This window comes from Plantactinospora alkalitolerans, from assembly GCF_015690345.1.
In the GTDB taxonomy this organism is placed as follows: domain Bacteria; phylum Actinomycetota; class Actinomycetes; order Mycobacteriales; family Micromonosporaceae; genus Plantactinospora; species Plantactinospora alkalitolerans.
In genome coordinates this window covers 1-22,612 of sequence record NZ_JADPUN010000246.1, presented here as the reverse complement: position 1 = coordinate 22,612, position 22,612 = coordinate 1, and the positions used below count along the sequence as shown (strand labels likewise).

At 71.7% G+C, this 22,612-nt stretch carries 23 protein-coding genes; 16 read left to right on the top strand and 7 right to left on the bottom strand.

Going from position 1 to position 22,612, the window contains the following annotated elements:
- Positions 1-410 precede the first annotated feature (410 nt).
- Positions 411-2,936: an ATP-dependent Clp protease ATP-binding subunit gene (locus I0C86_RS27635; protein WP_196204237.1), complete on the top strand. Its 2,526-nt coding sequence runs from the start codon at positions 411-413 to the stop codon at positions 2,934-2,936.
- Positions 2,937-3,071: 135 nt separating this feature from the next.
- Here I0C86_RS27635 and I0C86_RS27630 read toward each other — a convergent pair whose 3' ends face one another.
- A complete protein-coding gene (locus tag I0C86_RS27630; RefSeq protein ID WP_196204225.1) occupies positions 3,072-3,950 on the bottom strand; it encodes an A/G-specific adenine glycosylase in 879 nt (292 codons plus the stop codon).
- Between the two features lie 232 nt (positions 3,951-4,182).
- Between I0C86_RS27630 and I0C86_RS27625 the strand changes: the two genes are divergently transcribed.
- From I0C86_RS27625 to I0C86_RS27615, 3 genes are all read left to right on the top strand, one after another.
- On the top strand, positions 4,183-4,695 hold the full coding sequence (locus tag I0C86_RS27625) for a glycine cleavage system protein R (RefSeq protein ID WP_196204224.1): 513 nt from the start codon (positions 4,183-4,185) through the stop codon (positions 4,693-4,695).
- Positions 4,692-5,255 (top strand): peptide deformylase, encoded by a 564-nt coding sequence (locus I0C86_RS27620; RefSeq protein ID WP_196204223.1) that lies wholly within the window; start codon positions 4,692-4,694, stop codon positions 5,253-5,255. Before I0C86_RS27625 ends, I0C86_RS27620 begins: the two co-directional genes overlap by 4 nt.
- 126 nt (positions 5,256-5,381) lie before the next feature.
- Positions 5,382-6,125 carry a hypothetical protein gene (locus tag I0C86_RS27615; protein WP_196204222.1) on the top strand — a complete coding sequence of 248 codons (744 nt, stop codon included), beginning with the start codon at positions 5,382-5,384 and terminating at the stop codon, positions 6,123-6,125.
- Positions 6,126-6,210: 85 nt separating this feature from the next.
- On the opposite strand, the gene disA is transcribed toward I0C86_RS27615, so the two are convergent.
- The 4 genes from disA to I0C86_RS27595 form a co-directional block, all read right to left on the bottom strand.
- Positions 6,211-7,395 (bottom strand): DNA integrity scanning diadenylate cyclase DisA, encoded by a 1,185-nt coding sequence (gene disA, locus I0C86_RS27610; RefSeq protein ID WP_196204221.1) that lies wholly within the window; start codon positions 7,393-7,395, stop codon positions 6,211-6,213.
- 235 nt (positions 7,396-7,630) lie between these two features.
- Complete coding sequence (gene radA, locus I0C86_RS27605; RefSeq protein WP_196204220.1) at positions 7,631-9,073, bottom strand: DNA repair protein RadA; 1,443 nt, start codon at positions 9,071-9,073, stop codon at positions 7,631-7,633.
- A 114-nt stretch (positions 9,074-9,187) separates the two neighbouring features.
- Positions 9,188-9,892 carry a hypothetical protein gene (locus I0C86_RS27600; RefSeq protein WP_196204219.1) on the bottom strand — a complete coding sequence of 235 codons (705 nt, stop codon included), beginning with the start codon at positions 9,890-9,892 and terminating at the stop codon, positions 9,188-9,190.
- A 223-nt stretch (positions 9,893-10,115) separates the two neighbouring features.
- Positions 10,116-10,955 carry a UbiA family prenyltransferase gene (locus I0C86_RS27595; RefSeq protein ID WP_196204218.1) on the bottom strand — a complete coding sequence of 280 codons (840 nt, stop codon included), beginning with the start codon at positions 10,953-10,955 and terminating at the stop codon, positions 10,116-10,118.
- 46 nt (positions 10,956-11,001) lie between these two features.
- Between I0C86_RS27595 and ubiG the strand changes: the two genes are divergently transcribed.
- From ubiG to I0C86_RS27575, 4 genes are all read left to right on the top strand, one after another.
- Complete coding sequence (gene ubiG / locus I0C86_RS27590; protein ID WP_196204217.1) at positions 11,002-11,808, top strand: bifunctional 2-polyprenyl-6-hydroxyphenol methylase/3-demethylubiquinol 3-O-methyltransferase UbiG; 807 nt, start codon at positions 11,002-11,004, stop codon at positions 11,806-11,808.
- Between the two features lie 45 nt (positions 11,809-11,853).
- A complete protein-coding gene (locus I0C86_RS27585; protein WP_196204216.1) occupies positions 11,854-13,023 on the top strand; it encodes an acyl-CoA dehydrogenase family protein in 1,170 nt (389 codons plus the stop codon).
- A gap of 106 nt (positions 13,024-13,129) precedes the next feature.
- Positions 13,130-14,254, top strand: coding sequence for a type III polyketide synthase (locus I0C86_RS27580; RefSeq protein ID WP_407676356.1), 1,125 nt, complete (start codon positions 13,130-13,132; stop codon positions 14,252-14,254).
- A gap of 35 nt (positions 14,255-14,289) precedes the next feature.
- Positions 14,290-14,778 (top strand): hypothetical protein, encoded by a 489-nt coding sequence (locus I0C86_RS27575; protein WP_196204215.1) that lies wholly within the window; start codon positions 14,290-14,292, stop codon positions 14,776-14,778.
- A 17-nt stretch (positions 14,779-14,795) separates the two neighbouring features.
- On the opposite strand, the gene I0C86_RS27570 is transcribed toward I0C86_RS27575, so the two are convergent.
- The gene (locus tag I0C86_RS27570) at positions 14,796-15,545 is read right to left on the bottom strand and encodes a hypothetical protein (protein WP_196204214.1); all 750 of its coding nucleotides are present in this window, start codon (positions 15,543-15,545) and stop codon (positions 14,796-14,798) included.
- A 329-nt stretch (positions 15,546-15,874) separates the two neighbouring features.
- On the opposite strand from I0C86_RS27570, the gene I0C86_RS27565 reads away from it, so the two are divergent.
- The 8 genes from I0C86_RS27565 to I0C86_RS27530 all read left to right on the top strand — a co-directional run bounded on the left by I0C86_RS27565 (position 15,875) and on the right by I0C86_RS27530 (position 22,261).
- Positions 15,875-16,360, top strand: coding sequence for a CarD family transcriptional regulator (locus I0C86_RS27565; protein WP_192766555.1), 486 nt, complete (start codon positions 15,875-15,877; stop codon positions 16,358-16,360).
- A 60-nt stretch (positions 16,361-16,420) separates the two neighbouring features.
- Complete coding sequence (gene ispD / locus I0C86_RS27560) at positions 16,421-17,149, top strand: 2-C-methyl-D-erythritol 4-phosphate cytidylyltransferase (RefSeq protein ID WP_196204213.1); 729 nt, start codon at positions 16,421-16,423, stop codon at positions 17,147-17,149.
- Between the two features lie 18 nt (positions 17,150-17,167).
- Entirely contained in the window at positions 17,168-17,650 is a 483-nt protein-coding gene (gene ispF / locus I0C86_RS27555; protein ID WP_196204212.1) for a 2-C-methyl-D-erythritol 2,4-cyclodiphosphate synthase, read from the top strand.
- A gap of 75 nt (positions 17,651-17,725) precedes the next feature.
- Positions 17,726-18,040 (top strand): hypothetical protein, encoded by a 315-nt coding sequence (locus tag I0C86_RS27550; RefSeq protein ID WP_196204211.1) that lies wholly within the window; start codon positions 17,726-17,728, stop codon positions 18,038-18,040.
- Between the two features lie 4 nt (positions 18,041-18,044).
- Positions 18,045-19,313 (top strand): DUF6973 domain-containing protein, encoded by a 1,269-nt coding sequence (locus I0C86_RS27545; protein ID WP_196204210.1) that lies wholly within the window; start codon positions 18,045-18,047, stop codon positions 19,311-19,313.
- On the top strand, positions 19,310-19,726 hold the full coding sequence (locus I0C86_RS27540) for a hypothetical protein (RefSeq protein WP_196204209.1): 417 nt from the start codon (positions 19,310-19,312) through the stop codon (positions 19,724-19,726). Before I0C86_RS27545 ends, I0C86_RS27540 begins: the two co-directional genes overlap by 4 nt.
- Positions 19,727-20,134: 408 nt before the next feature.
- Complete coding sequence (locus I0C86_RS27535; RefSeq protein WP_196204208.1) at positions 20,135-21,172, top strand: tetratricopeptide repeat protein; 1,038 nt, start codon at positions 20,135-20,137, stop codon at positions 21,170-21,172.
- A 3-nt stretch (positions 21,173-21,175) separates the two neighbouring features.
- The gene (locus tag I0C86_RS27530) at positions 21,176-22,261 is read left to right on the top strand and encodes a tetratricopeptide repeat protein (protein WP_196204207.1); all 1,086 of its coding nucleotides are present in this window, start codon (positions 21,176-21,178) and stop codon (positions 22,259-22,261) included.
- Here the strand turns inward: I0C86_RS27530 and I0C86_RS27525 are convergent.
- A partial coding sequence (locus I0C86_RS27525) for a hypothetical protein (protein WP_230394893.1) occupies positions 22,245-22,612 on the bottom strand: 368 nt, incomplete at its 5' end. The genes I0C86_RS27530 and I0C86_RS27525 overlap by 17 nt on opposite strands.

The window sequence follows — 22,612 nt, the reverse complement described above, 5'->3', positions numbered from 1 at the left end:
TCCGTCGGGGCGGATGGCGCCCGATGTCGGGCCCGAGGTGGCGCGGGTGGCCAGGCGGGACCGGCAACCCGGCCGGTCCGGGAACAACCTGACGGCCCAGGCGTTGTCCACAACCAGTGGACGGAGTTGTCCACAGCCTGTGGACGATGCGGGTCCGGATCGTCAGGGTAGGGGCTTGAATTTCGCTCTGCGCGTACAGCGGGCGGTCTGGGAAGCATCGCTGAGCGTGGGCAGTTGGTAAAAACGTCGCGTACGTGGCTCATTCCAGCAACACACGACCTCAGGAGAGTCGGCTCGCGGCGATAGAGTAAGGGAGCACGGGCGTCCGCCTCGGACGTCCGGGTGGTGGCCCCGCCACGATGCTTGGCCATCAAGATCGAGTGCGCACGGCACGTGAGGAGCACGAGGGCATGTTCGAGCGGTTCACCGACCGAGCGCGGCGGGTTGTCGTCCTGGCTCAAGAAGAAGCCCGGATGCTCAACCACAACTACATCGGTACGGAACACATCCTGCTAGGTCTCATCCACGAGGGTGAAGGCGTCGCGGCGAAGGCCCTGGAGAGTCTGGGCATTTCGCTGGAGGGCGTCCGCCAGCAAGTCGAAGAGATCATCGGCCAGGGTCAGCAGGCGCCGAGCGGGCACATCCCGTTCACGCCGCGGGCCAAGAAGGTGCTGGAGCTGTCGCTGCGCGAGGCGTTGCAGCTCGGCCACAACTACATCGGCACGGAGCACATCCTGCTCGGGCTGATCCGTGAGGGCGAGGGCGTTGCCGCCCAGGTGCTGGTGAAACTCGGCGCCGACCTGAACCGGGTCCGCCAGCAGGTCATCCAGCTCCTCTCCGGCTACCAGGGCAAGGAGCCGGCTGCCGCCGGTGCCGCGCCGGGTGAGGCCGCGCCGTCGACCAGCCTCGTGCTGGACCAGTTCGGCCGGAACCTGACCCAGGCCGCCCGGGAGGGCAAGCTCGACCCGGTCATCGGCCGGGAGAAGGAAATCGAGCGGGTCATGCAGGTGCTCTCCCGCCGTACCAAGAACAACCCGGTCCTGATCGGCGAGCCCGGGGTCGGCAAGACCGCGGTCGTCGAGGGGCTCTCCCAGCGGATCATCAAGGGTGAGGTGCCGGAGACGCTCAAGGACAAGCAGCTCTACACGCTTGACCTGGGTGCCCTGGTCGCCGGCTCGCGGTACCGCGGTGACTTCGAGGAGCGCCTCAAGAAGGTGCTCAAGGAGATCCGCACCCGCGGCGACATCATCCTGTTCATCGACGAGATCCACACCCTGGTGGGTGCGGGTGCCGCCGAGGGCGCGATCGACGCGGCGAGCATCCTCAAGCCGATGCTGGCCCGTGGCGAGCTGCAGACCATCGGCGCGACCACCCTCGACGAGTACCGCAAGCACCTGGAGAAGGACGCCGCGCTGGAGCGGCGGTTCCAGCCGATCCAGGTGGGTGAGCCGTCACTGGCGCACACCATCGAGATCCTGAAGGGTCTTCGGGACCGTTACGAGGCACACCACCGGGTCTCCATCACCGACGCCGCTCTGGTGGCGGCGGCGACGCTGGCCGACCGGTACATCTCCGACCGCTTCCTGCCGGACAAGGCGATCGACCTGATCGACGAGGCCGGTGCCCGGATGCGGATCCGCCGGATGACCGCGCCGCCGGACCTGCGCGACTTCGACGAGCGGATCGCCCAGGTCCGTCGCGACAAGGAGTCCGCGATCGACGCGCAGGACTTCGAGCGCGCCGCGCAGCTCCGCGACAAGGAGAAGCAGCTCCTCGGCCAGAAGGCGCAGCGGGAGAAGGAGTGGAAGGCCGGCGACCTGGACGTGGTGTCCGAGGTCGATGACGAGCAGATCGCCGAGGTCCTGGCGAACTGGACGGGCATCCCGGTCTACAAGCTCACCGAGGAGGAGACGTCCCGGCTGCTCCGAATGGAGGACGAGCTGCACAAGCGGGTCGTCGGCCAGGAGGACGCGGTCAAGGCGGTCTCGAAGGCGATCCGGCGTACCCGGGCCGGCCTGAAGGACCCGAAGCGCCCGTCCGGCTCGTTCATCTTCGCCGGTCCGTCCGGTGTCGGTAAGACCGAGCTGTCCAAGGCACTGGCGGAGTTCCTGTTCGGCAGCGAGGACGCGCTCATCCAGCTCGACATGTCCGAGTTCCACGACCGGTACACCGTGTCGCGGCTGGTCGGGGCGCCCCCCGGCTACGTCGGTTACGACGAGGGTGGCCAGCTCACCGAGAAGGTGCGGCGCCGGCCGTTCTCGGTGGTCCTCTTCGACGAGATCGAGAAGGCCCACCCGGACGTCTTCAACACCCTGCTCCAGATCCTGGAGGACGGGCGGTTGACCGACGGCCAGGGTCGGATCGTCGACTTCAAGAACACCGTCATCATCCTGACCACCAACCTGGGCACCAGGGACGTGGCCAAGGCGGTGTCGATGGGCTTCCAGGCCTCCGAGGATTCCGACTCGAACTACGAGCGGATGAAGCAGAAGGTCAACGACGAGCTGAAGCAGCACTTCCGGCCGGAGTTCCTCAACCGGATCGACGACACGATCGTGTTCCACCAGCTCAACCAGAACGAGATCCTGCACATCGTGGACATCATGATCCAGCGGATCGAGACCCAGCTCCGCAACAAGGACATGGGACTCGAGCTCACCGACAACGCCAAGAAGTACCTGGCGAAGAAGGGCTTCGACCCGGTGCTGGGCGCCCGGCCGCTGCGTCGGACGATCCAGCGCGACATCGAGGACAACCTGTCCGAGCGGATCCTCTTCAACGAGCTCACGCCCGGTCAGATCGTGGTCGTGGACTGCGAGGGTGACCCGGAGGACATCGACAAGTCCAAGCTGGTGTTCCGCGGTGCGGACAAGCCGGTTGAGGTGCCCGACGCGGTACCGGCCGACCTTGGCAACACCGCAGCCGCTGGCGAGTAGGCACACACAACGGGTCCGGCCCGGCGACGAAGTCGCCGGGCCGGACCCGTTTCTGCGTAAGGAAGGGCCCCTTCTTATCGCTTTTTGTAGAGGAAGGGCCCCTTCTTAACCACCTACCGCCCACCCACCTGAGGCTCAGGCTTCGCCGGCCAGCACGCAGGTATCGCCGATCATCTCGACCAGGCCGTCCTCGATGAGACCGGCCAGGGCGCGGGACCGTTGCAGGTCGTCGGACCAGACCAGGTCCAGCCGGGCCCGGGGTACCGGCCCGGTGGTCTCCCGCAGAACGGCGAGGAGCTTGCCCCGGACCTGCCGGTCGGTGCCGGCGTACCGCTGAGGACGCCGGGTCGGCCCGGACGGTGCCGATCGGCCGGACGCCCGCCAGGCGCAGCGGGTGGCCAGTGGACAGTCGACGCACCGGGGAGACCGGGCGGTACAGACCAGCGCGCCCAGCTCCATGAAGGCGGCGCTGGCCCGGGCGGCCGTACCGGGTTGTGCGGGAAGCAGTGCCTCGGTCGCGACCAGGTCGGCCGGGCGGGTCGCCGGGCCGGCGTCCGGTTCGCCGGCGACCGCCCGGGCCACCAACCGTCGTACGTTGGTGTCGACCACCGGGTGGCGCTGGCCGTACGCGAAGGCCGCCACCGCCCGCGCGGTGTAGCTTCCGACACCGGGCAGCGCCAGCAACTGCTCCAGGTCGGTCGGTACGTCCCCGCTGTGCCGCTCCACCAACGCCGACGCGCACTCGTGCAGCCGCAGGGCCCGACGTGGATAGCCGAGTCGTCCCCACATCCGGATCGCTTCGGCCGGAGTGTCGGCAGCCAGCGCCGCTGGTGTGGGCCACCGGGTAAGCCATGCCCGCCAGGCCGGCAGCACCCGTACCACCGGGGTCTGCTGCAACATGATCTCGCTGACCAGGATCGGCCAGGCCCCGACGCCGGGCTCTCGCCACGGCAGGTCGCGGGCGTTCTCGTCGTACCACCGGATGGCCGCGGTGGCGAGCTGTGTCTTCGACATCGCGCCGTCGATCCTGTCACGCCTGCCGAGCCTCGCGTCGGCTGGGCCTGGCTGGCGTCGGCTGGCCCTGGCTGGCGTCGGCTGGGCTTCGCGTTCGATGGCGGGTGGCCATGGCTCGGCGGGGAGTGGACGCCGGGCCCGGTCGCCGGCCTGCCGGGCGGGTCCGTCCCGCAGCGTGGGCCGGACCTCGGGTCGAGCCCCGGGGCGGGGGTGGATCGGGCAGACTGCCCGGATGAGTGAGCTGGCGATCACCGTCATCGGTCCGGACCGGCCCGGCATCGTGGCCGACGTCGCGGAGGCGCTCGCCGAGGTCGGGGCGAACCTGACCGACTCGACCATGACCCGGCTACGTGGACACTTCGCGATGACGCTGATCTGCGTCGGCCCCTCCGGGCCGGAGGCGGAGGCCGCGCTGGCTCCGGTCGTCGCCGACGGCCCACTGGTGGCAACGGTTCGGCAGGTCGGTGCGGAGGCGACGAGTACTCCGATCGGCGAGCCCTACCTGATGTCGGTGCACGGGGCCGACCGGCTCGGCATCGTCTCGGCGCTGACCCGGGTGCTGGCCGAGACCGGTGGCAACCTGACCGACCTGACCACTCGGCTCAGCGGGCCGCTTTACGTCCTTCTCGCCGAGGTCGAGCTGCCGCCGGGTACGGCGGAGGGCCTCGCCGAGCGGCTGGCCGAGGCGGCCGCCCGGCTGGATGTGGAGGTCACCCTGCGCCGAGCCGACTCGGACATGTTGTGACCGCCGGACAGGACTGTGGTCTGGGGGACTGGACGACGGCGGTGCTCGGCGATCGGGGTGGGGTGCGGTCGGTGCTCACCGCTCCGGTCGGGGTGTTGAGCCGGGCCGGCGAGCAGGTCGATCCCCTCGCCGACGACGTGGTCCGGCTCGCCGCCGACCTGGTCGCCACCATGCGGGTGTCGCCCGGCTGCGTCGGCCTGGCCGCGCCGCAGGTCGGGGTCGGCGCCAGGGTCTTCGCCGTGGATGTCACCGGCCATCCGAAGACACTGACGTCGCACGGCACCTTCGTGCTCTGCAACGCGGAGGTGGTCGAGGCCAGCCGGTGGCGGCTGGGCCGGGAGGGCTGCATGTCGGTCCCCGACCTGACCGGTGACGTCAAGCGGGCCAGCCGGGTGGTGGTCCAGGCGGTGCTGCCAGGCACCGGTGCGGCGGTACGGCTGGTCACCGATGGCTTCGAGGCGCGAGCCCTGCAACACGAGATCGATCATTGTCTGGGTCGGTTGTTCCTCGACCGGGTGGCCGGAGCGCACGCCGTCTACCAGCGCAAGGTCTATCTGTGAGGCCCGGCGGAGACGGCGCCGCCGCCGGGTCCGCCCGACGGTGTCCGGACCGATCGGGTACGCCTCGGCGGGCCCCCGGCGCGTCGTGAGGGTCGGCGGCACGGGTGCCGATACGGTGAGGACATTATGCGTTTGACGGTTGGCCCCCTGCCGCCCGCCGTGTACTGGCGGCGTCGAGCCGTCGTGCTCGGTGCCGGGCTGCTTTTTCTGATCGTGCTGCTGTACTCGTGCTTCGGGTCGAGCGGCGAGCCGGACAACCCCGGTAAGGGCGGCGGCTCGGGTCAGTCGACCGGGCCGACCCCGCTGCTCACCCCGGAGGTCGACGCCTCGCAGTCCGGTGCCCCCGAGTCGGGTGGTCCCGTGGACCCAGCGTCGAGCGGTGACCCGTCCGGCACGCCGCAGGATGACGGCGGCGGCCCTCCGGTCGAGCCGGCCGGCGGTGGACAGGTGCCGGCGGCCCCGCCACCGGTGCAGAACGAGTGCACCGATGCGGAGATGTCGGTCGTCCCGGTGCCCTCGCAGGCCTCCGCGCAGCGGGGTGAGCCGGTCGAGCTACGAATCAAAATCAAGAATGTCTCGAGCCGGACCTGTAACCGGGACGTCGGTGCCGACCTACAGGAGCTGTACATCAAGCTCGGTGCCCGCAAGGTCTGGTCGTCCGACGACTGTGCCACCGTCCGGTCCAACGACGTACGGCCGTTCCCGCCCAACCACGAGAACACGTACACGATCTCGTGGAACGGTCGGGAGAGTTCCAAGTGCGGCAACGGGGTCGCCGCCGGGCCCTACCCGTCGGCCGGCACCTACCAGCTCTTCGGCCGGCTGGGTGACAAGCACAGCGATCCGGTCCGGCTCACCATCACCGGCTGACCCGAGACGTACCGGCTGACCCGAGACGTACCGGCTGACCCGAGACGTACCGGCGGAGCCGGGGGAGCGCCGGACGGGCCGAGGGTTAGACGTACCGCTCCAGAATGGACGCCTCGGCGAGCCGGGAGAGCCCCTCCCGTACGCCCCGGGCGCGGGCGTCACCCACCCCGTCGACGGCCTGGAGGTCCTCGACCGTCGCGCCGAGCAACCGTTGCAGGCTGCCGAAGTGTCCGACCAGCCGGTCGACCACGAGGCCGGGCAGCCGGGGCACCTTGGCGAGCAGCCGGAAGCCGCGTGGGCTGACCGCCGCGTCGAGCGCGTCCGAGGCGCCCGGGTAGCCGATCGCCTTGGCGACCGCGACCAGGTCGATCAGCTCGGTCGCGGTGAGCAGGTCAAGTTCGACCAGAGCCTCGTCAAGGGTCCGAGCCTTGCGTCCGGTCGGCAGGTAGTCCCGGATGACCAGCGTCCGGTCGGCGTCCACGCCCGCCATCAGCTCGTCGAGCTGGAGGGCGAGGAGTCGGCCGTCGGTACCCAACTCCACGACGTATCCGGCGATCTCGTCGGCGATCCGACGGACCATCTCCAGCCGCTGCACCACGGCCACCGCGTCGCGGACCGTGACCAGGTCCTCGATTTCCAGCGCGGACAGCGTGCCGGAGACCTCGTCCAGCCGGAGCTTGTACCGCTCCAGGGTGGCCAGCGCCTGGTTGGCCCGGGACAGGATCGCCGCCGAGTCGTCCAGCACGTGCCGCTGGCCGTTGACGTAGAGGCTGATGATCCGCATCGACTGGCTGACCGAGATCACGGGGAAACCGGTCTGCCTGCCCACCCGCTCGGCGGTGCGGTGCCGGGTGCCGGATTCCTCGGTCGGGATCGACGGATCGGGCATCAGATGCACGGCGGCGCGGACGATCCGGGTGCCGTCGCTGGACAGCACCACGGCGCCGTCCATTTTGCACAACTCGCGGACCCGGGTCGCGGAGAACTCGACGTCAAGGGGGAAGCCGCCGGTGCACAGCGTTTCGACGACCTTGTCGTAGCCGAGCACGATCAGGGCACCCGTGCGGCCACGCAGGATGCGTTCCAGGCCGTCACGTAGTGCCGTACCCGGCGCCATCAGCGCGAGGTTGGCACGCAACGGATCCCCGGTCAGCCCTCCGCCGGTCACGGTCACTCCGACGCCGACAGGGCGTGCCGGCGAGCCGGCGGCGCTGGTGCGGACAGGGGAGGCCGCGCTGGCGGTTCGGTTCGCTTCGCGGTCGATCGGCACTCGGACATTCTACGGACCGCCCTGCGTTGGGTGCTGCCGTGGTTACTGTGACGTGCCACTGTGCCTGTTTCCTCCCATCGAGGCGCCGTCGGTACCGTCTCGGAACCGGCTGCGAAGTATCCTGTTTGCACCTGAATGACCGGCCTTGCCGGCACGGCGGTTCCCGTCGGACCCCGGATAGCAACGGCCGCAAGCATTGCATGGCGTGGCATGCCGCAGCTCCGTGACCGTATGGTTACTCAGCCGATATCCGCGCCACGGACTGCAGCGCCGATCGCACGTCGGTGACTTCCATCACCCGCATGTTCTCCGGCCCCGCCCCGGTCGCCGTCGGTCCGCAACCGGTGGGCACCAGAGCGAACCGGAAGCCGAGACGGGCCGCCTCGGCCAGCCGGCGCGGTACGGCGGCGACCCGGCGTACCTCACCGGTCAGACCCACCTCGCCGATCGCCACCAGGTTCGGTGCGATGGCCAGGTTCAGACCGCCGGACGCGACGGCGAGCGCGACCGCGAGATCGGCGGCCGGCTCGACCACCCGGATCCCGCCGACGGTGGCGGCGAAGACCTCCCGGTCGTGCAGGGTCAGCCGCTCGGTCCGGCGTTGCAGCACCGCGAGCACCATGGCCAGCCGGGCGCTGTCCAGGCCGGAGACCGTCCGGCGGGGTGAGCCGGCGACCGTGGCGCCGATCAGTGCCTGCACCTCGGTGACCAGCGCCCGCCGGCCCTCCATGGCCACCGTCACGCAGGTCCCCGGGACCGGTTCGGTGGACCGGGTCAGGAACAGCCCGGACGGATCGGCCAGGCTGCTGATCCCACCCTCGTGCATCTCGAAGCAACCGACCTCGTCGGCCGTGCCGAACCGGTTCTTGATACCCCGGACCATCCGCAGCGAGGAATGCTTGTCGCCCTCGAAGTGCAGCACCACGTCGACCAGATGCTCCAGCACCCTCGGGCCGGCCACCTGGCCGTCCTTGGTGACGTGCCCGACCAGCACGGTCGCGAGGCCCCGCTCCTTGGCGATCGAGACCAGGGCGGCGGTGACCGCCCGGACCTGGGTCACCCCGCCGGGCACTCCCTCGGTGCCCGGAGTGGAGATCGTCTGCACGGAGTCGAGCACGAGCAGGCCCGGCTTGACCGCGTCCAGGTGCCCGAGGACGGCCCCGAGATCGTTCTCGGCGGCCAGATAGAGCTGGTCGTGCAGCGCGCCCATCCGCTCGGCCCGGAGCCGGACCTGGCTCACCGACTCCTCACCGCTGACCACCAGCGAGGGGCTGCCGGCGCCGGCCGCCCACTGCTGGGCCACGTCGAGCAGCAGGGTCGACTTGCCGACCCCTGGCTCACCGGCGAGCAACACCACCGCGCCGGGCACCAGGCCGCCGCCGAGCACCCGATCGAGCTCGGGCACCCCGGTGGGGACGGCTCGGGCCGGCGCCGCGCTGATCGTGGCGATGGGCCGGGCGGGCTCGGCCGGCGCCCGGGAACTCACGACCCGGCCGGAGACGGTGGGACCGGTGAGCGTCGACTCGACGACGGCACCCCACTCGCCGCACTCCGGGCAGCGCCCGACCCACTTGGGCGGCTGGTGGCCGCAGGCGTCGCACTCGTAGGCGGGCCGGGGATCGCGGGTCGCGGCCCGGGTGCGGCCAGCGGCTGGGCGGGACGTGGCTCGGCTGTTCACCTCAGCACGCTATCCAACTCATACGACGAAACCGGCGCCGAGCGCGTGCCATCCTCGTCGGTACGCCAACGCGTCGCCGGGCCGTCCAGGAACCGGTCGGGCTCCGGAACCCGCTCAGCCGCCGTGGCCCTCTTCGTTCCCCCCGACGACCGGGGCGCCGGTGGGCGCCGGGGTCAGCGGCACCGCGACGGGCGCGTCGAGGAGCACCTTGGTTCCGCTGAAGTCGAACGTCAGCGGCACCGACTCGCCCGGGAGCAGCGCCTCGGTCAGCCCGGCCAGTTGGAGCCAGCTTCCGACGGCCTTGTTCAGGACGACGAATCCGCCGGCGGGAATCCGGATCTCGGCCGCAGCCTCCGGGGCCGGGGTCGGGCTCGGGCTGGCCGACGCTCCCCCGGACGGCGTCGCCGAGGCCGAACCGCCCGGTTCGGGGCTGCCGGAGGTCGTCGCGGGCGAGGGGCTGGCCGAGGCCGTACCGCCCGGCGTGGGAGGGGCCGAGGGTCCGGTGAGCACCACGGCCCGGGCACCCTCGGGGGTGATCTTGACTGTCACGGGCTGGCCGGAGTCGTTGTAGAGGGCGACATTGAGCGGCGCGTTCTCGCCGGCCCGGTAGCCCTCGACCCTGGAATAGTCGATCGACAGGTTGCGGACCTTGAAGTTGTTGTCGGGCGACTGCGCGTTGGCACCGATGCTGGTGGGCACCTTCGCGGCGGTCTCCGCGATCTGGCCCGTCCCGCATCCGGACAGCAGCAGGGTGGTGGCGGCTGCCGTACCGGTCAGCATCGCCGCGGCTCGCCGGGCCCCCCTGATCGAGCGCGTCACCTGGTCCTCCTCGTTGCGAATCCGGTCGCCGTCGCGATCCCCGGCTCGGCGGAACGGGCACGGTGGTCGTACCCGGGCCCAACGGGCTCCAGGGTAGTGGGCGGTGATCGCCTCCTGTACGCCGACCCGGTATCCCGGCCGCGTTCCGACCCTGTCCCCGCCCCGTTCCGGCCGCCTGGCCCGGACCGTGCGACCACCTGAACCGGACCACCCGGGCGCGGGGTCAGACCACCCGACCGCTCGCCACCAGCAGCACGACGTCGATCAGCGCGACCAGCATGACGGCCCGGAAGACGGCCACCGGGCGGTCGCCCCGGGCGGCGGCGGCCCGGCTCGCGTACCAGCCGGCCGGCGGCACCACGGCGGCGACCACGATCGCGGTCAGCCCTGCCCAGGACGGTGGCCCTGGGGGCCCGAGGACCAGCGTCGCGGTGGCGGCCAGGAGCAGCCCGGCGGCGGCGATCCGGGACCCGGTCGGGCCCAGCCGGTGCGGCAGCCCACGGACCCCGGTCCGTTCGTCGTCGGCCAGGTCGGGCAGCACGTTCGCGAAGTGGGCCCCGGCGCCGAGCAGCGCCCCGGCGCCCACCAGCCAGGCGGGCGGGGTCGGGGCGCCGGGCAACCCGAGTACGACGAAGGCCGGCAACGTCCCGAACGACACCGCGTACGGCAGCACCGACGCCGGGGTGGACTTCAGCGGCCAGTTGTAGAGCAGCGCGGAGATCAGGGCGACGGTGGCCCAGGCGGCGGCCGTCGGATTGAGGGCGAGCGCGGGCAGCGGGGTCAGGACGGCGGCGGCCGCGCCGGCCAGCCCCACCGCGCGTCGACTGATCATGCCGCTCGCCACCGGCTTGTCCCGCCGGCCGACCGCGGTGTCCCGGTCGGCGTCCAGGCAGTCGTTGACCCAGCCGATCGCGAGCTGACTGGCCAGCACGGTGAGGGCCACCGCCACGATCCCGGCGGGCGGGTGCCCGATGCCCCAGGCGAGCAGGGCGGACACCGTGGTCACCGCGACCGCCGGCTCGGGGTGGCTCGCCCGGACCAGCCCTAACACCACATGCGACATATGGGAAGTCTGGTTGTTACCGCTCGGTCGTGCCAGGCTCGATCGCATGCGGTACGAGGAGGTCGGGCCGGGAACTGGGTGCCCGGCGTCCGGCGCTCCGGTCCGGACCCTGCCGCGCAACGACCCACGCCAGTACGACGACCTGGCCGACGAGTGGTGGGATCCGGACGGCGCCTTCGCGATGCTGCACTGGCTGGCCGAGGCGCGGGCGGCGCTGGTGCCCTCGGCCACCCGTCCGGGAGCGGTCCTGGTCGATCTCGGCTGCGGCGCCGGTCTGCTCGCTCCCCGGGTCGCCGGCAAGGGCTACCGGCACGTCGGCGTCGACCTGGTCCGCTCCGCGCTCCGGCAGGCCGCCGCGCACGGGGTCCAGCCGATCAACGCGGACGCCGCCGCCGTGCCGCTGGCGGACCACTGTGCCGACGTGGTGGCCGCCGGCGAGCTGCTCGAACACGTTCCGGACTGGCCGGAGGTGGTGGCCGAGGCGGCTCGGGTGCTCCGGCCCGGCGGCACGCTGGTGCTGGACACCCTCAACGCCACCGCGCTGAGCCGGCTGCTGGCGGTCCGGGTGGCCGAGCGGCTGCCCGGGGTGCCCCGGGGGATCCACGATCCCCGGCTGTTCGTCGACTCGCGGGCCCTGGTCCGGGAGTGCGCCCGGCACGGGATCCACCTGCGGGTCCGGGGTGTACGGCCGGGGAGCTGGTCGGTGGTGCGCTGGCTGGTCGGCCGAGCCGTCGGGCGGGTCCGGCCCGGACCCGGACTCCGGGATTCCGGACCGGAGCGGTACCCGCCGCGGATCGTGCCGACCTGGTCGGCGGCGGTGCTCTACCAGGGGTGGGGAACCAAGGAGCGGTAGCGCGAGCGGCAGCGCCGGTTCCGGCCGGTGCGGAAAGGGGCACGGATGACAGTGGACGCCCTCGCAGCGGCGCGTCGGTTGGCGCCCAGACTGGCCGCCCGGGCGGCCGAGCACGACCGGGACGGCACCTTTCCGGTCGAGGACTTCGCCGACCTGCGGGCCGCCGGGCTCTTCGGCCTGATGGTTCCGCCGGCACTCGGTGGCCTCGGTGCCAGCTTCGCCGGGTACGCCGGGGTCGCCAGCGAACTCGCCCGGGGCAACGGCGCGACGGCGCTGGTCTTCAACATGCACGCCTCGGTGACCGGTGCGTTGGGGGCGCTGACCGAGGAACTGGCCGAGGCGCTGGGCGTACCCGACGAGGCGCTCGCCGCCCGGGACCGGCTGCTCGCCGAGGCGGCCGCCGGTGCCTGGTACGGCGTCGCGATGAGCGAGCGCGGGGCCGGGTCCCGACTGTCCAAGCTGACGACCACGTACGAGGCGGTGGACGGCGGGTACCACATCAAGGGGGCGAAGACGTTCTGCTCCGGGGCGGGCCACGCCGACGCCTACCTGGTGGCCGCGCGCAGTGCCGCCGACGGGTCGGTCGTCTCCCAGTTCCTGGTGCCGGCCAGCGGGGACGGCCTGCACGTCGAGCCGACCTGGGACGCGCTCGGCATGCGGGCCACCGCCTCGCACGACCTGCACCTGGACGTGGCGGTGCCGGCCGACCGGCTGCTCGGCGGCGTGGAGGGGCTGGCCCTGGTGGTCGCCCAGCTCATGCCGCACTGGCTGGTGGCCAGCTATGCGGCGGTGTACGTCGGAGTGGCCCGCGCGGCGATCGACGCCGCGGTGGAGCACCTGACCGCACGGGGGCTGGACGGCCTGCCGGCGGTACGGGCCCGGGTCGGTCGGGCGGACGCCGCGACCGCCGCCGCCCAGTTGGCGGTGACCGAGGCGGCCCGCCGGGTCGACGAGGCGCCGGGTGACGTCGAGACGAACCGCTGGGTGTGGCGGGCCAAGCTGCTGGCCGGGACGACCGCGGCGGAGGTGGCGGCGTCGATGGTGGAGGCCGCCGGGACCTCCGCGACCCGACGGGGGCATCCGCTGGAGCGGCTCTACCGGGATGCCCGCTGCGGATCTCTGCACCCGGCCACCTCGGACGTGTGCGCCGACTGGCTCGGCATCGCCGCGCTGGGCGGTGACCCGGACCGGGACGGTTCGGCCCCGCGATGGTGAGGCGCCCGGCACCGGTTTGCGAGTCCCGAAGGAACGCTCGGGGGTTGGGCTCGGTGAGCGCGCCAAGCGTGGGCAGGGTCCGCAGTCGCGATCGGAGGGCGGCAAGGTGAGTGTTGGTAGGGAGATCGGGTCTGGTGTGATCGTCGGCCTGGGCGTGGCGCTGCCACCGGGGGCCGGCCAGGACGAGCTGTGGAAGGGATACTTTGCCCAGCACTTCTCCGGCACCACCCGGGCGCTCGCCCAGCGGATCTTCGCCAACTCCGGGGTCACCCGACGGCACGCGGCGGTCAATCCGCTCCTGGAGGACGTCTCGGACTGGCCGACGGAGCGCCGGATGCGCCGTTACCAGATCGAGGCGCTGCCGCTGGGCAAGGAGGCGGTCGGCCGGGCGTTGACCGACGCCGGCCTGCGCGCCGGGGACATCGGCCTGTTCGTGGTCTGCTCGTGCACCGGCTACGCGACTCCGGGCCTGGACATCCTGCTGGCCCGCGACATGGGGATGGCGGCCGACACCCAGCGGATGTTCGTCGGTCACATGGGATGTTATGCCGCGCTGCCCGGCCTGGGCGCCGCGAACGACTTCGTGTCGGCCCGGGGGCGTCCGGCGCTGCTGCTCTGCGCCGAGCTGACCAGCCTGCACATCCAGCCGTCCTCGGCCCGGATGGACACCCAGCAGATCGTCTCGCACGCGCTCTTCTCCGACGCCGCCGTCGCCGTGGTGGTGGCGCCCGGCCGCCGACCGGGATACGCGGTCCGGGAGGTCACCGCGGTGACCGACACCTCGACGGCCGACCACATGACCTGGGAGCTGACCGACACCGGTTTCCGGATGGGACTGTCGCCCAAGGTGCCGCAGGTGCTCGCGGCGCACGTGACCGGCCTGGTGACCTCGCTGCTGGGCCGGCACGACCGGCGGATCTCCGAGGTGGACGGCTGGGCGGTGCATCCGGGTGGACCCCGGATCCTGAACGTCGTGGAGGAGGAACTCGGCCTGCCGCCGGAGGCCCTGGCCGCGTCCCGGGCGACCCTCGACGAGTACGGCAACTGTTCTTCTCCCACATCCCTGCTGATTCTTGATCGACTCCGGCGTTCCGCCGCTCCACCCCGTACCGTGGTAATGCTCGCGTTCGGACCGGGGCTGACCCTCTACGCGGCCCTGCTGGACCTGCGGTCCGGTGCCGTGTCGACGGATGACCCGTTGCCGGACGAGGTTGGGCGGGGTGGCTACTAGGACGTACCCGCTGGGCCGGCGAGGGAGGCGGTCGAGTGCGCAGGTTGGCGTTGACGGTGGCGGTGGTGGTGGCCGTCGGAATCGGTGGCTGGTGGAGGGCGAACTCGGCCCCCGCGCCGATCGCCCCGGCGCGCGGTGTGGTCGGTGCGTCGGAGGTCGCGACCGGGACCGGCGGTGCGTACCCGCCCGTCGAACGGGGCGCCGCGATCAGGCTGTCGGCCCTGCCGCGCTTTCCCGAGACCGTGTGGCGGGAGGCGGCGACGCTCAACGAGCGCCGGTTCGTCACCTGGTCGGTGGCCTCCCGGCCGGGAGGCCGCTATCTCCTGCAGTACGTCTGCCTCACCCAGGGAGAGCTGCACGTCCGGGTGCGCGGGACGGTGGAGACCTGGTCGAAGTCGGTCAGTTGCCCGGGACCGTTCCGCAGCGTCCGGATCGTCGCGTCCGGGGACCACCTGACCATCATGGCCAGGCGGTTGAACCACCGGCACGTCGAGGTCGCGTTGCAGATGGTCGCCCTACCCTGATGCCGGGGCGGCGGACATCAGCGGACGGTCGTCAGGCGGGCCAGGTCGGCCTGGTAATCCGCGACCGAGGTCAGCACCGGTACGGTCCGGATGATCTCGCCGGTCCCGCCGACCAGGAGGGCGCTGGCCGTTCCGGGCCGCTGTGCCAGTTGCACGGAGCCCCGTACCTCCGAGGTCGGATCGGTCAGGTAGCGGGGCGTGCCGCCGGCGCCGGGCGGTCGCATCGTCTGCGGGCTCGGTACGGAGCGGCGAGCGCTGACCGCCACCACGGTGATCCCGGGCGGTACGGCCCGCACGGCGGCCTCCAGTTCGTCGGCGCAGGTGCAGCCGTCGATCAGGACGATCACGGCCGGCAGCAGCCCGCGCAACGGAACCAGTCGACCGTCCTCGCCGACCAGGTCCAGGGCGGGCAGGGTGCGTCCCGGCGGGGCGCTCGGATTCGTACGGCCGGTGGCGACCGGACGCGGCTGGCCGGGCCAGGCGATCGCGAAGAGGCTGGTCAGGGTCGCCAGTAGAGCGATGGACATGACGAGCAGGCAGATTCGCAGCGGCGACGGGCCGGAGGTCGCCGAGGGCAGTCCCAGCCGGCGGCGCCAGTCCTCGCGGCGAGCCTGCTGCCGCAGTTCGCGGCGTACCTCCGCGGCCTCGTCGGCGAGCTCGGCGGGATCATCGGGGATCACGATCCGGCCCCATTCGGCCGGCAGGTCGGGCACCCCGTCGAACGGGCCGTTGTCCGGCCGACCGTCGCCGTCCGCCGACGTGCTCATAGCGCGCCCCCTGGCCGGTCACCGCAGGTGTGAATCGGGCTCTGCTCCAGCCTCCCCCACCGGAGGGCGTATCGCCAGTAGGGGGCTGGCTTCGCGTCGAAGAGATATGCTGGTAGAACCGCAACGCCCTACATCCGATTTTTCCGATCCGCCTTGCCGGCCGGTGATCCGTTCGTCACGCAGCGTGGCGAAATCTACGGAACACCGTCCTGTCAAGCCGAAGAAAGACCTCTCACAGGGCCTCTGAGCTGCGCTAACGGTCAGGACTGCGGTGGGACATCGGTGCCTGAGCGTGTTACCCTAGACACAGCGAAAGGGGTTTCGAACCTATGGTTTTCAGTGTCGGCGAGACCGTTGTTTACCCCCACCACGGGGCCGCACTCATCGAGGCAATCGAGACTCGGGTCATCAAGGGCGAGCCTAAGCAGTACCTCGTCCTCAGGGTCGCTCAGGGTGATCTGACGGTCCGGGTGCCCGCCGAGAATGCCGAGATTGTGGGCGTGCGCGAAGTGGTCGGCGAAGAGGGCCTGGGCAAGGTCTTCGATGTCCTCCGTGCTCCGCACACCGAGGAGCCGACCAACTGGTCGCGGCGTTACAAGGCAAATTTGGAAAAGCTGGCCTCCGGTAACCCACTCAAGGTGGCTGAGGTTGTTCGCGACCTCTGGCGCCGGGAGCGGGAGCGGGGCCTGTCCGCGGGTGAAAAGCGGATGCTCGCCAAGGCCCGCGACATCCTGGTCGGTGAGGTCGCACTCGCCGAAAAGAGCACCAAGGACGAAGCGGAATCCCTCCTCGACAAGGTGCTCACCGAGGCATAGCCCCCAAGCTGGCACGTTCCGCCCGTGCCTGCGTATCGGAGAAAGTCCGAGGACCGCGACGTGACCGCGCAGCTCAATCCGCGCGGTGACGTCGCGGTCCTCGTTCCGGCCGCGGGTGCCGGAGTGAGACTCGGCCCCGGCGGCCCCAAGGCACTTCGCCAGATCGGCGGCGAACCGCTGCTGGTGCACGCCGTACGGCGGATCGCGGCGGCCCCCTCGGTGCACACCATCGTCGTCGCTGCGCCGCCCGGCGATGCCGAGGCGGTCCGGGAACTGCTCGCACCGATCGCCGAGTTGATCGTGGTGGCCGGAGGCGCCACCCGGCAGGAGTCGGTCGCCGCCGCGCTGGCCGCGGTGCCACCCGGCCCCGAGATCGTCCTGGTCCACGACGCGGCGCGGGCGTTGACCCCGGCGATACTCGTCGAGGCGGTGGCCACGGCCATTCGCAGCGGCGAGGATGCCGCGATCCCGGTGCTGCCCGTCGTCGACACGATCAAGGAAGTCTCGACCGACGGAGTCGTGCTCGGTACCGTCGACCGGTCCGCGCTGCGCGCGGTGCAGACCCCGCAGGGGTTCCGCCGCTCGGTGCTCACGGCGGCGCACGCCGCCGCCGTCGACCCGCTCACCGACGACGCCGGCCTGGTCGAGAAGCAGGGCGTCCGGGTGGCCTGCGTTCCCGGTTCCGAGTACGCCCTGAAGATCACCCGGCCGTTCGACCTGGCGCTGGCCGAGCATCTGCTGAACGCCGAGAACTCCCGGAATGTCGCCACGACTTCCGAGCCCGGCTGATCGCCTACGCTTCCGTACATGATCCTTCCGCTGGTCGGCGTCGGTACCGACGTACACGCTTTCGAGTCGGGCCGGGCCTGCTGGGTGGCGGGCCTGCACTGGCCCGGGGTGGACGGGCTGGCCGGTCATTCCGACGGTGACGTCGCCGCGCACGCCGCCTGCGACGCGCTGCTCTCCGCCGCCGCGCTCGGAGATCTGGGCAGCAACTTCGGGGTGGCCGAGCCGGAGTGGGCCGGCGCCGCCGGGGTGGCCCTGCTCACCGAAACCGCGCGCCGGGTGCGGGCCGCCGGATTCGAGATCGGCAACGTCTCGGTCCAGGTGATCGGGGTACGTCCGAAGATCGGCCCGCGCCGGTCGGAGGCGCAGCAGGCGCTGTCGACGGCGCTGGGCGCCCCGGTCACGGTCTCCGGTACCACCACCGACGGGCTCGGACTGACCGGCCGGGGCGAGGGCCTGGCCGGCGTCGCCGTGGCCCTGATCCACCGGCCACCGGGCGCCTGATCACGCACTGTCTTCCGTTGCGGTAGCTGACTATCGTGACTTTCGATGCGGTAATCGAGGCCGGAGGTGGGTGTCGTGACCGACGTGAGGCCGAAATCCCTGGACGGAAGCGCGAACACACTGCTCGAACTCGCCGGCCTGCTTCAGGCCGGGCGGCCGGAGCTGACCCTATCGGGCCGGGTGACGAGCCCGACCGCGCACGAAGAGGTGGCCAGCAGGACCAAGGACTTCGCCGGGTTCGCGCACGACCAGTACGAGGACGTGGTGGCGCTGCTGACGGCGCTGTCGACCAAGCTCGACGTGGCGTCGGGCAACTACACCAAGGTCGACGCCGGGGCGCAGCAGAAACTGGACTCCTTCCTCACCAACTCGACCTACCGGCCGGCGTGACGCCATGACGTACCGGGACGAGGTCAAGTACATCGAGGAGATGAAGCCACACCTGGTCGACGTCGCGGCCGAGGATTTCAAGCGAGTGGTGCGGCTGGTCGACTCGGCTCTGCCAACCTTGGAGGAGGTCAAGGGCAGGACCGAGTGGACCGGCGAGGGCAAGGACCTGCTGGACCGCCGTCTTCAGGAGGCCGACATGCTCCTGGAGGCGCTCCGCAACGGGTACGACAAGGCCGGCGGGGCTCTTGACGACTACGTGGCGGCGCAGACCGAGGCCAAGCGCCTGGTCGCCGAGGGCGTACGGGTCGAGGGTGCCCTGGGTAACGCGATCCGGCACATCGAAGATCCGGGCTCCGAGCCGATGAAGAAGTGGGAGGACCTGCGCGGTACGCAGAATCCGTTCGACTGGATCGGCGAGATCGGCACGGGCGACGATGTCGAGAAGGTGCGCGCAGAGGCGGATCGACTGTTCAACGAGGCGAGCGACTATTACGGGCGGGCGAAGCGGGCCGAGACCGAGGCCCGGGGGCTGACCGTGGCGGCGCTCGTGTCGGCCCGTAACGGCCTGCCCGATTTCCTGGCCGACAGCAGCCACGCGCAGGCCATCATCGGCGGCGTGCCGGACCTGCGGCAGGAGATCTACCAGGCGGCCAAGGATCCCAACGCCCGCCGGCCCGGCTCGACCATTCTGGGCGAGTACCAGGTGGCCGACGACCCCAACAAGGAGTTGTTCCCGGGCGCGCCGCTGAGCTGGTTCACGGATCAGCGCGAGGTGACGGCGTCCGAGGCGGCCATCCTGCGCGAACTGCAGGACCAGCACGGCGCGCTCGGGCTCAAGAAGTTCCAGGAGATTCACGACGAGGCGTTCGCGGTGGCGGACGCGCGGTTCGCCACCCCGGACCGTAATGACGATCAGAATGACGCCTTCCGCCACGCGTACTGGAACGCGCGCCTGACCCAGGAGTTCGGCGAGGACTGGACGAATCGCTTCACGTCGGCGCACGAGACCCTTCCGAACAACCCGGCCGCGCGCGAGGCGATGGACCTGTACAACAACGAGGTCGGCCGCTCGGTCGCGGTGGCGAACCCCGACGCCTCGCCCGAGGAACTCGCCAACAAGGTGCAGGAGGCGGTGCAGCAGGGTCGTACGGTGGTCATCGGCGGCGACGGCCAGCTCGACTACAGCGATCAGGTCAGGACCGAGGACACCGGCAAGCCCGGGGACCAGACCCTGCCGGGCCATCCCCAGCCCGAGAAGAAGACCGGATCGTGATGCGCAGAAGGACGATGCTGGCGGCGTTGCTGGTGCTGCCCGTGGCGGCGGCCTGTGAGAAGGAGAGCCCGACGATGACCCCGCAGTCCGACAAGGACCTCGACGCCAAGCTCGCCGACCTGCGCGGCAGCGGCGGTTCCGCTCCGCTGCGCAGCTTGACCTCGTTCGAGTGGGACACCGTCTACTGCTACTACGAGGGCGCGACCGCCGACGAGGTCAACGGCGACGTGGGTACGACCGTGATCAGGCCCGGCAGCCGCCTGATGGTGACCGGCGCACTGGCCGTGTTCACCAAGGGCGGTGAGGTGGTCAAGGCCGTCGTCATTCCCGAACTCACCTTCACTCCCGGCAAGCAGCCCGCCGGCAACGCCGTGGTGGTCGAAAAGGGCTCCACCCTGACCGCCCCGGCCTGACCGCCCCGGCCTGACCGCCCCGGCCTGACCGCCCCGGCCTGACCGCCCCGGCCTGACCGCCCCGGCCTCTCCGCGATCGGAATTGGACGCAGACCGCCCCCACGCCCGTGTGGCAGCGCGGGGTGGGGGCGTTGCTCTGCGGGAATCGTTGCTCTGCATGGGATCGCTGCCGGATCCGCCGGGCGGAAGCCGTCCTGCGGCCAGCGAACATTTAGGGACCAAGCCTGACGCCACGGGGGGAGCGCCAGGCTTGGTCCCGTCTACGGTACCGCGCATTCGCGTGCGTGGGGAGTGGGCATTCGGCGGGTCGCCGCCGACCCGCCGGAAGCCGGCGGCTGTCCGGCCGGCGAGGGTGTTCGCCGGTTGGGCGTCAACATCGGACGGGACAGCGCCGGATAGGCTCGCCCCGTGTCCAGCGACGCCGAATCCGACCAGTCCTCGTCCGCCGAAGGGTACGTCCAGCGCGCCGAACTGCTTGCCGAACTCGGCCGGTACGACGAGGCTGCCGCCGAAGTCGGATTCGCGATCGCGCTCGAGCCCGACAATGTGCCGGCGCTGGTCATGCTGGCCATGGTCAAGCTCGCGGCCGGCAAGTCGGAGGAGGCGCTGACCGCCGCCGACATGGCGATCGCCGCGGCCCCGGCACTGGTCCATCCGCTGGTGATCCGGGGGCACGCCCTGGCCGATCTGCGCCGCTTCAAGGAGGCGGCGGCGATGGCCGACGAGATCCTGGCGCTCGGCCCGGACGACGCGTACGCCCAGCGCAGCGCGGCGGCGATCCTGGCCGAGTCGCGCAACGGCCAGCAGGCGATCAACGCCGCGTGGCGCGGTGTCGAGCTGGCGCCGGAGGAGCCGCAGGCACATCTGGTGCTCGGCCTGGTAGCGGCCAGGATGGAGTTGTTCGACCTGGCCGAGCGGGCGTACCGGGAGGCGCTGCGGCTGGATCCCGAACTGGCCGAGGCGCAGCACAACATCGGGGTGATCCGGCTGGAGCAGCGGCGCTACTCGGAGGCGCTGGAGCACCTCGCCGACGCCGCCGCGTTGGCGCCGACCCGCAGCGACGGTGGCCGGACGATCGGCGACGGCCTCCGCCGCCTGGTCATGTACGGCGCCGGCTACACCATCGTCACGTCGGTGCTGATCGCCTGCCTGGCGGCCGGTAACCCGGTCTCGTCCCGGCTCTGGGCCGGGATCGCGGCGGTGACCGGCGGGGTGCTGCTGTGGCGGTTCGGCCGGCGGATACCGAACCTGGCCCGGGGACGCCTGCCCGCCCTGATCCGCGCCGACCGGACCCTGGGCCTGGCCGTGTACGCGGTGGCCGCCGGGCCCTGCCTGATCCTGCTCTACGCACTCGTCGGCTCTCCCTGGCCCCTGGTGCTGGCGATCGTCACCACCGCCGCCGCCGAGTTGGCGGTGGTCTTCGGCTGGTCCCAGGATCGGGAGTGACGGGTGACCGACGAGTACCCTCCGCACGACGGCCACTCGTCGGATCAGGAGCATCCGCCGCACCGGGCGGACCCGCTGCACGAGCGGGCCGAGATGCTGCTGGAGATCGGCCGGCCGGTCGAGGCGATCCGGACCGTCGAACGGCTGTTGGGCCAGGAGCCCGACCGGGTCGACGCCCTGGTGCTGCTGGCTCGGGCCAGCCTGGCCGCCGGCCGGAACATGGCCGCCGATCGGGCGGCGCGGGCCGCCCTGGAGATCGAGCCGGAGAACGTGCTGGCCCGCTGCCTGTACGCGATGACCGCCGACGCGCTCGGGCGGACCGACGCGATCGAGCACGCCGAGACGGCGATGGCGACCGATCCGCAGTTGTGGTTCGGGCACGCGGTGCTCGGTACGGTCCTGGCACACGCGGGCCGGTTCGACGACGCGGCCTCGGCGGTCGGTCGGGCGGTGGCGCTGGCCCCGGAGGAGGCCGGCGCGCACGTCATGGCCGGAGACGTGGCGCTGGTGGCCGGGCGGCTGGACCACGCGGAGCAGGCGTACCGGACGGCACTCGGGCTGGCCCCGGATCACGCCCAGGCCCGGAACAACCTGGGTGTGGTGCGGATGCGGCGGTCCGGGCCGGGGACGGGGCTGTCGGACGTCGCCGCCGCGGCGGCACTCGATCCGGAGCTGCCGGAGGCGCGGCACACCCTCGCGGCGTACGTCCGTTCCGTGACGGTCCGGACTGGGGTGGCCGCACTCGGCGGGGTGGCCCTGGCGGTGGTGGGCGGGGTCCTCACCGCCACTCTGGACGGTGACCCTGCCGCCTTCCGGCTGCCGGCCGGCCTGCTGGCCGTTGTGCTGCTCGGCTGGCTGGCCTCGATCGCACTGCGTACGCCGGACGCCGTCCGATCGCTGACCTGGTCGACGATCCGAAGCCGGCGACGGTACTGGTCCGGCCCGTCGAGCGCGGCGATCGTGGTGGCATTGCTGCTGGCGTACGCGACCACCGGGGTCGGCGTACTGCTGCTCGTGCTGGTCGTACCGGTGATCGGCGGGGTGCTGGCGATACGGCTCGACGACGAGCGGCTCAGCGCCGACCGTTGACCAGGTCGAGGGTGGCTTCGGGAGTCGGTCGCTCGCCGGGGCCGGCGGGCCAGAGGACCAGGTCGTCGACGACGAGAAGCTGACCGTAACGGCCGGCGTCGTGCAGGTCCGCGAACCCGGAGAGGGCGAGCCTGTCCGGCAGCGCCACGGCGAGCGGTTGGCACAGTACCGGCTGCTCCGGATGGCCGTACCGGGGATAGAGCAGGGCGGTGAGACGGCCGCGCGGGTCCGTGACCAGCACGTAGCGGATCCGGGCCGGATCGGGGTCGGCGAGCGCCGCGCCGAGTCGCCGGGCCCGGCGGACGGCGCGGACCCAACCAGCGATCCAGGCCGCCGCCGCCAGCACTGTGA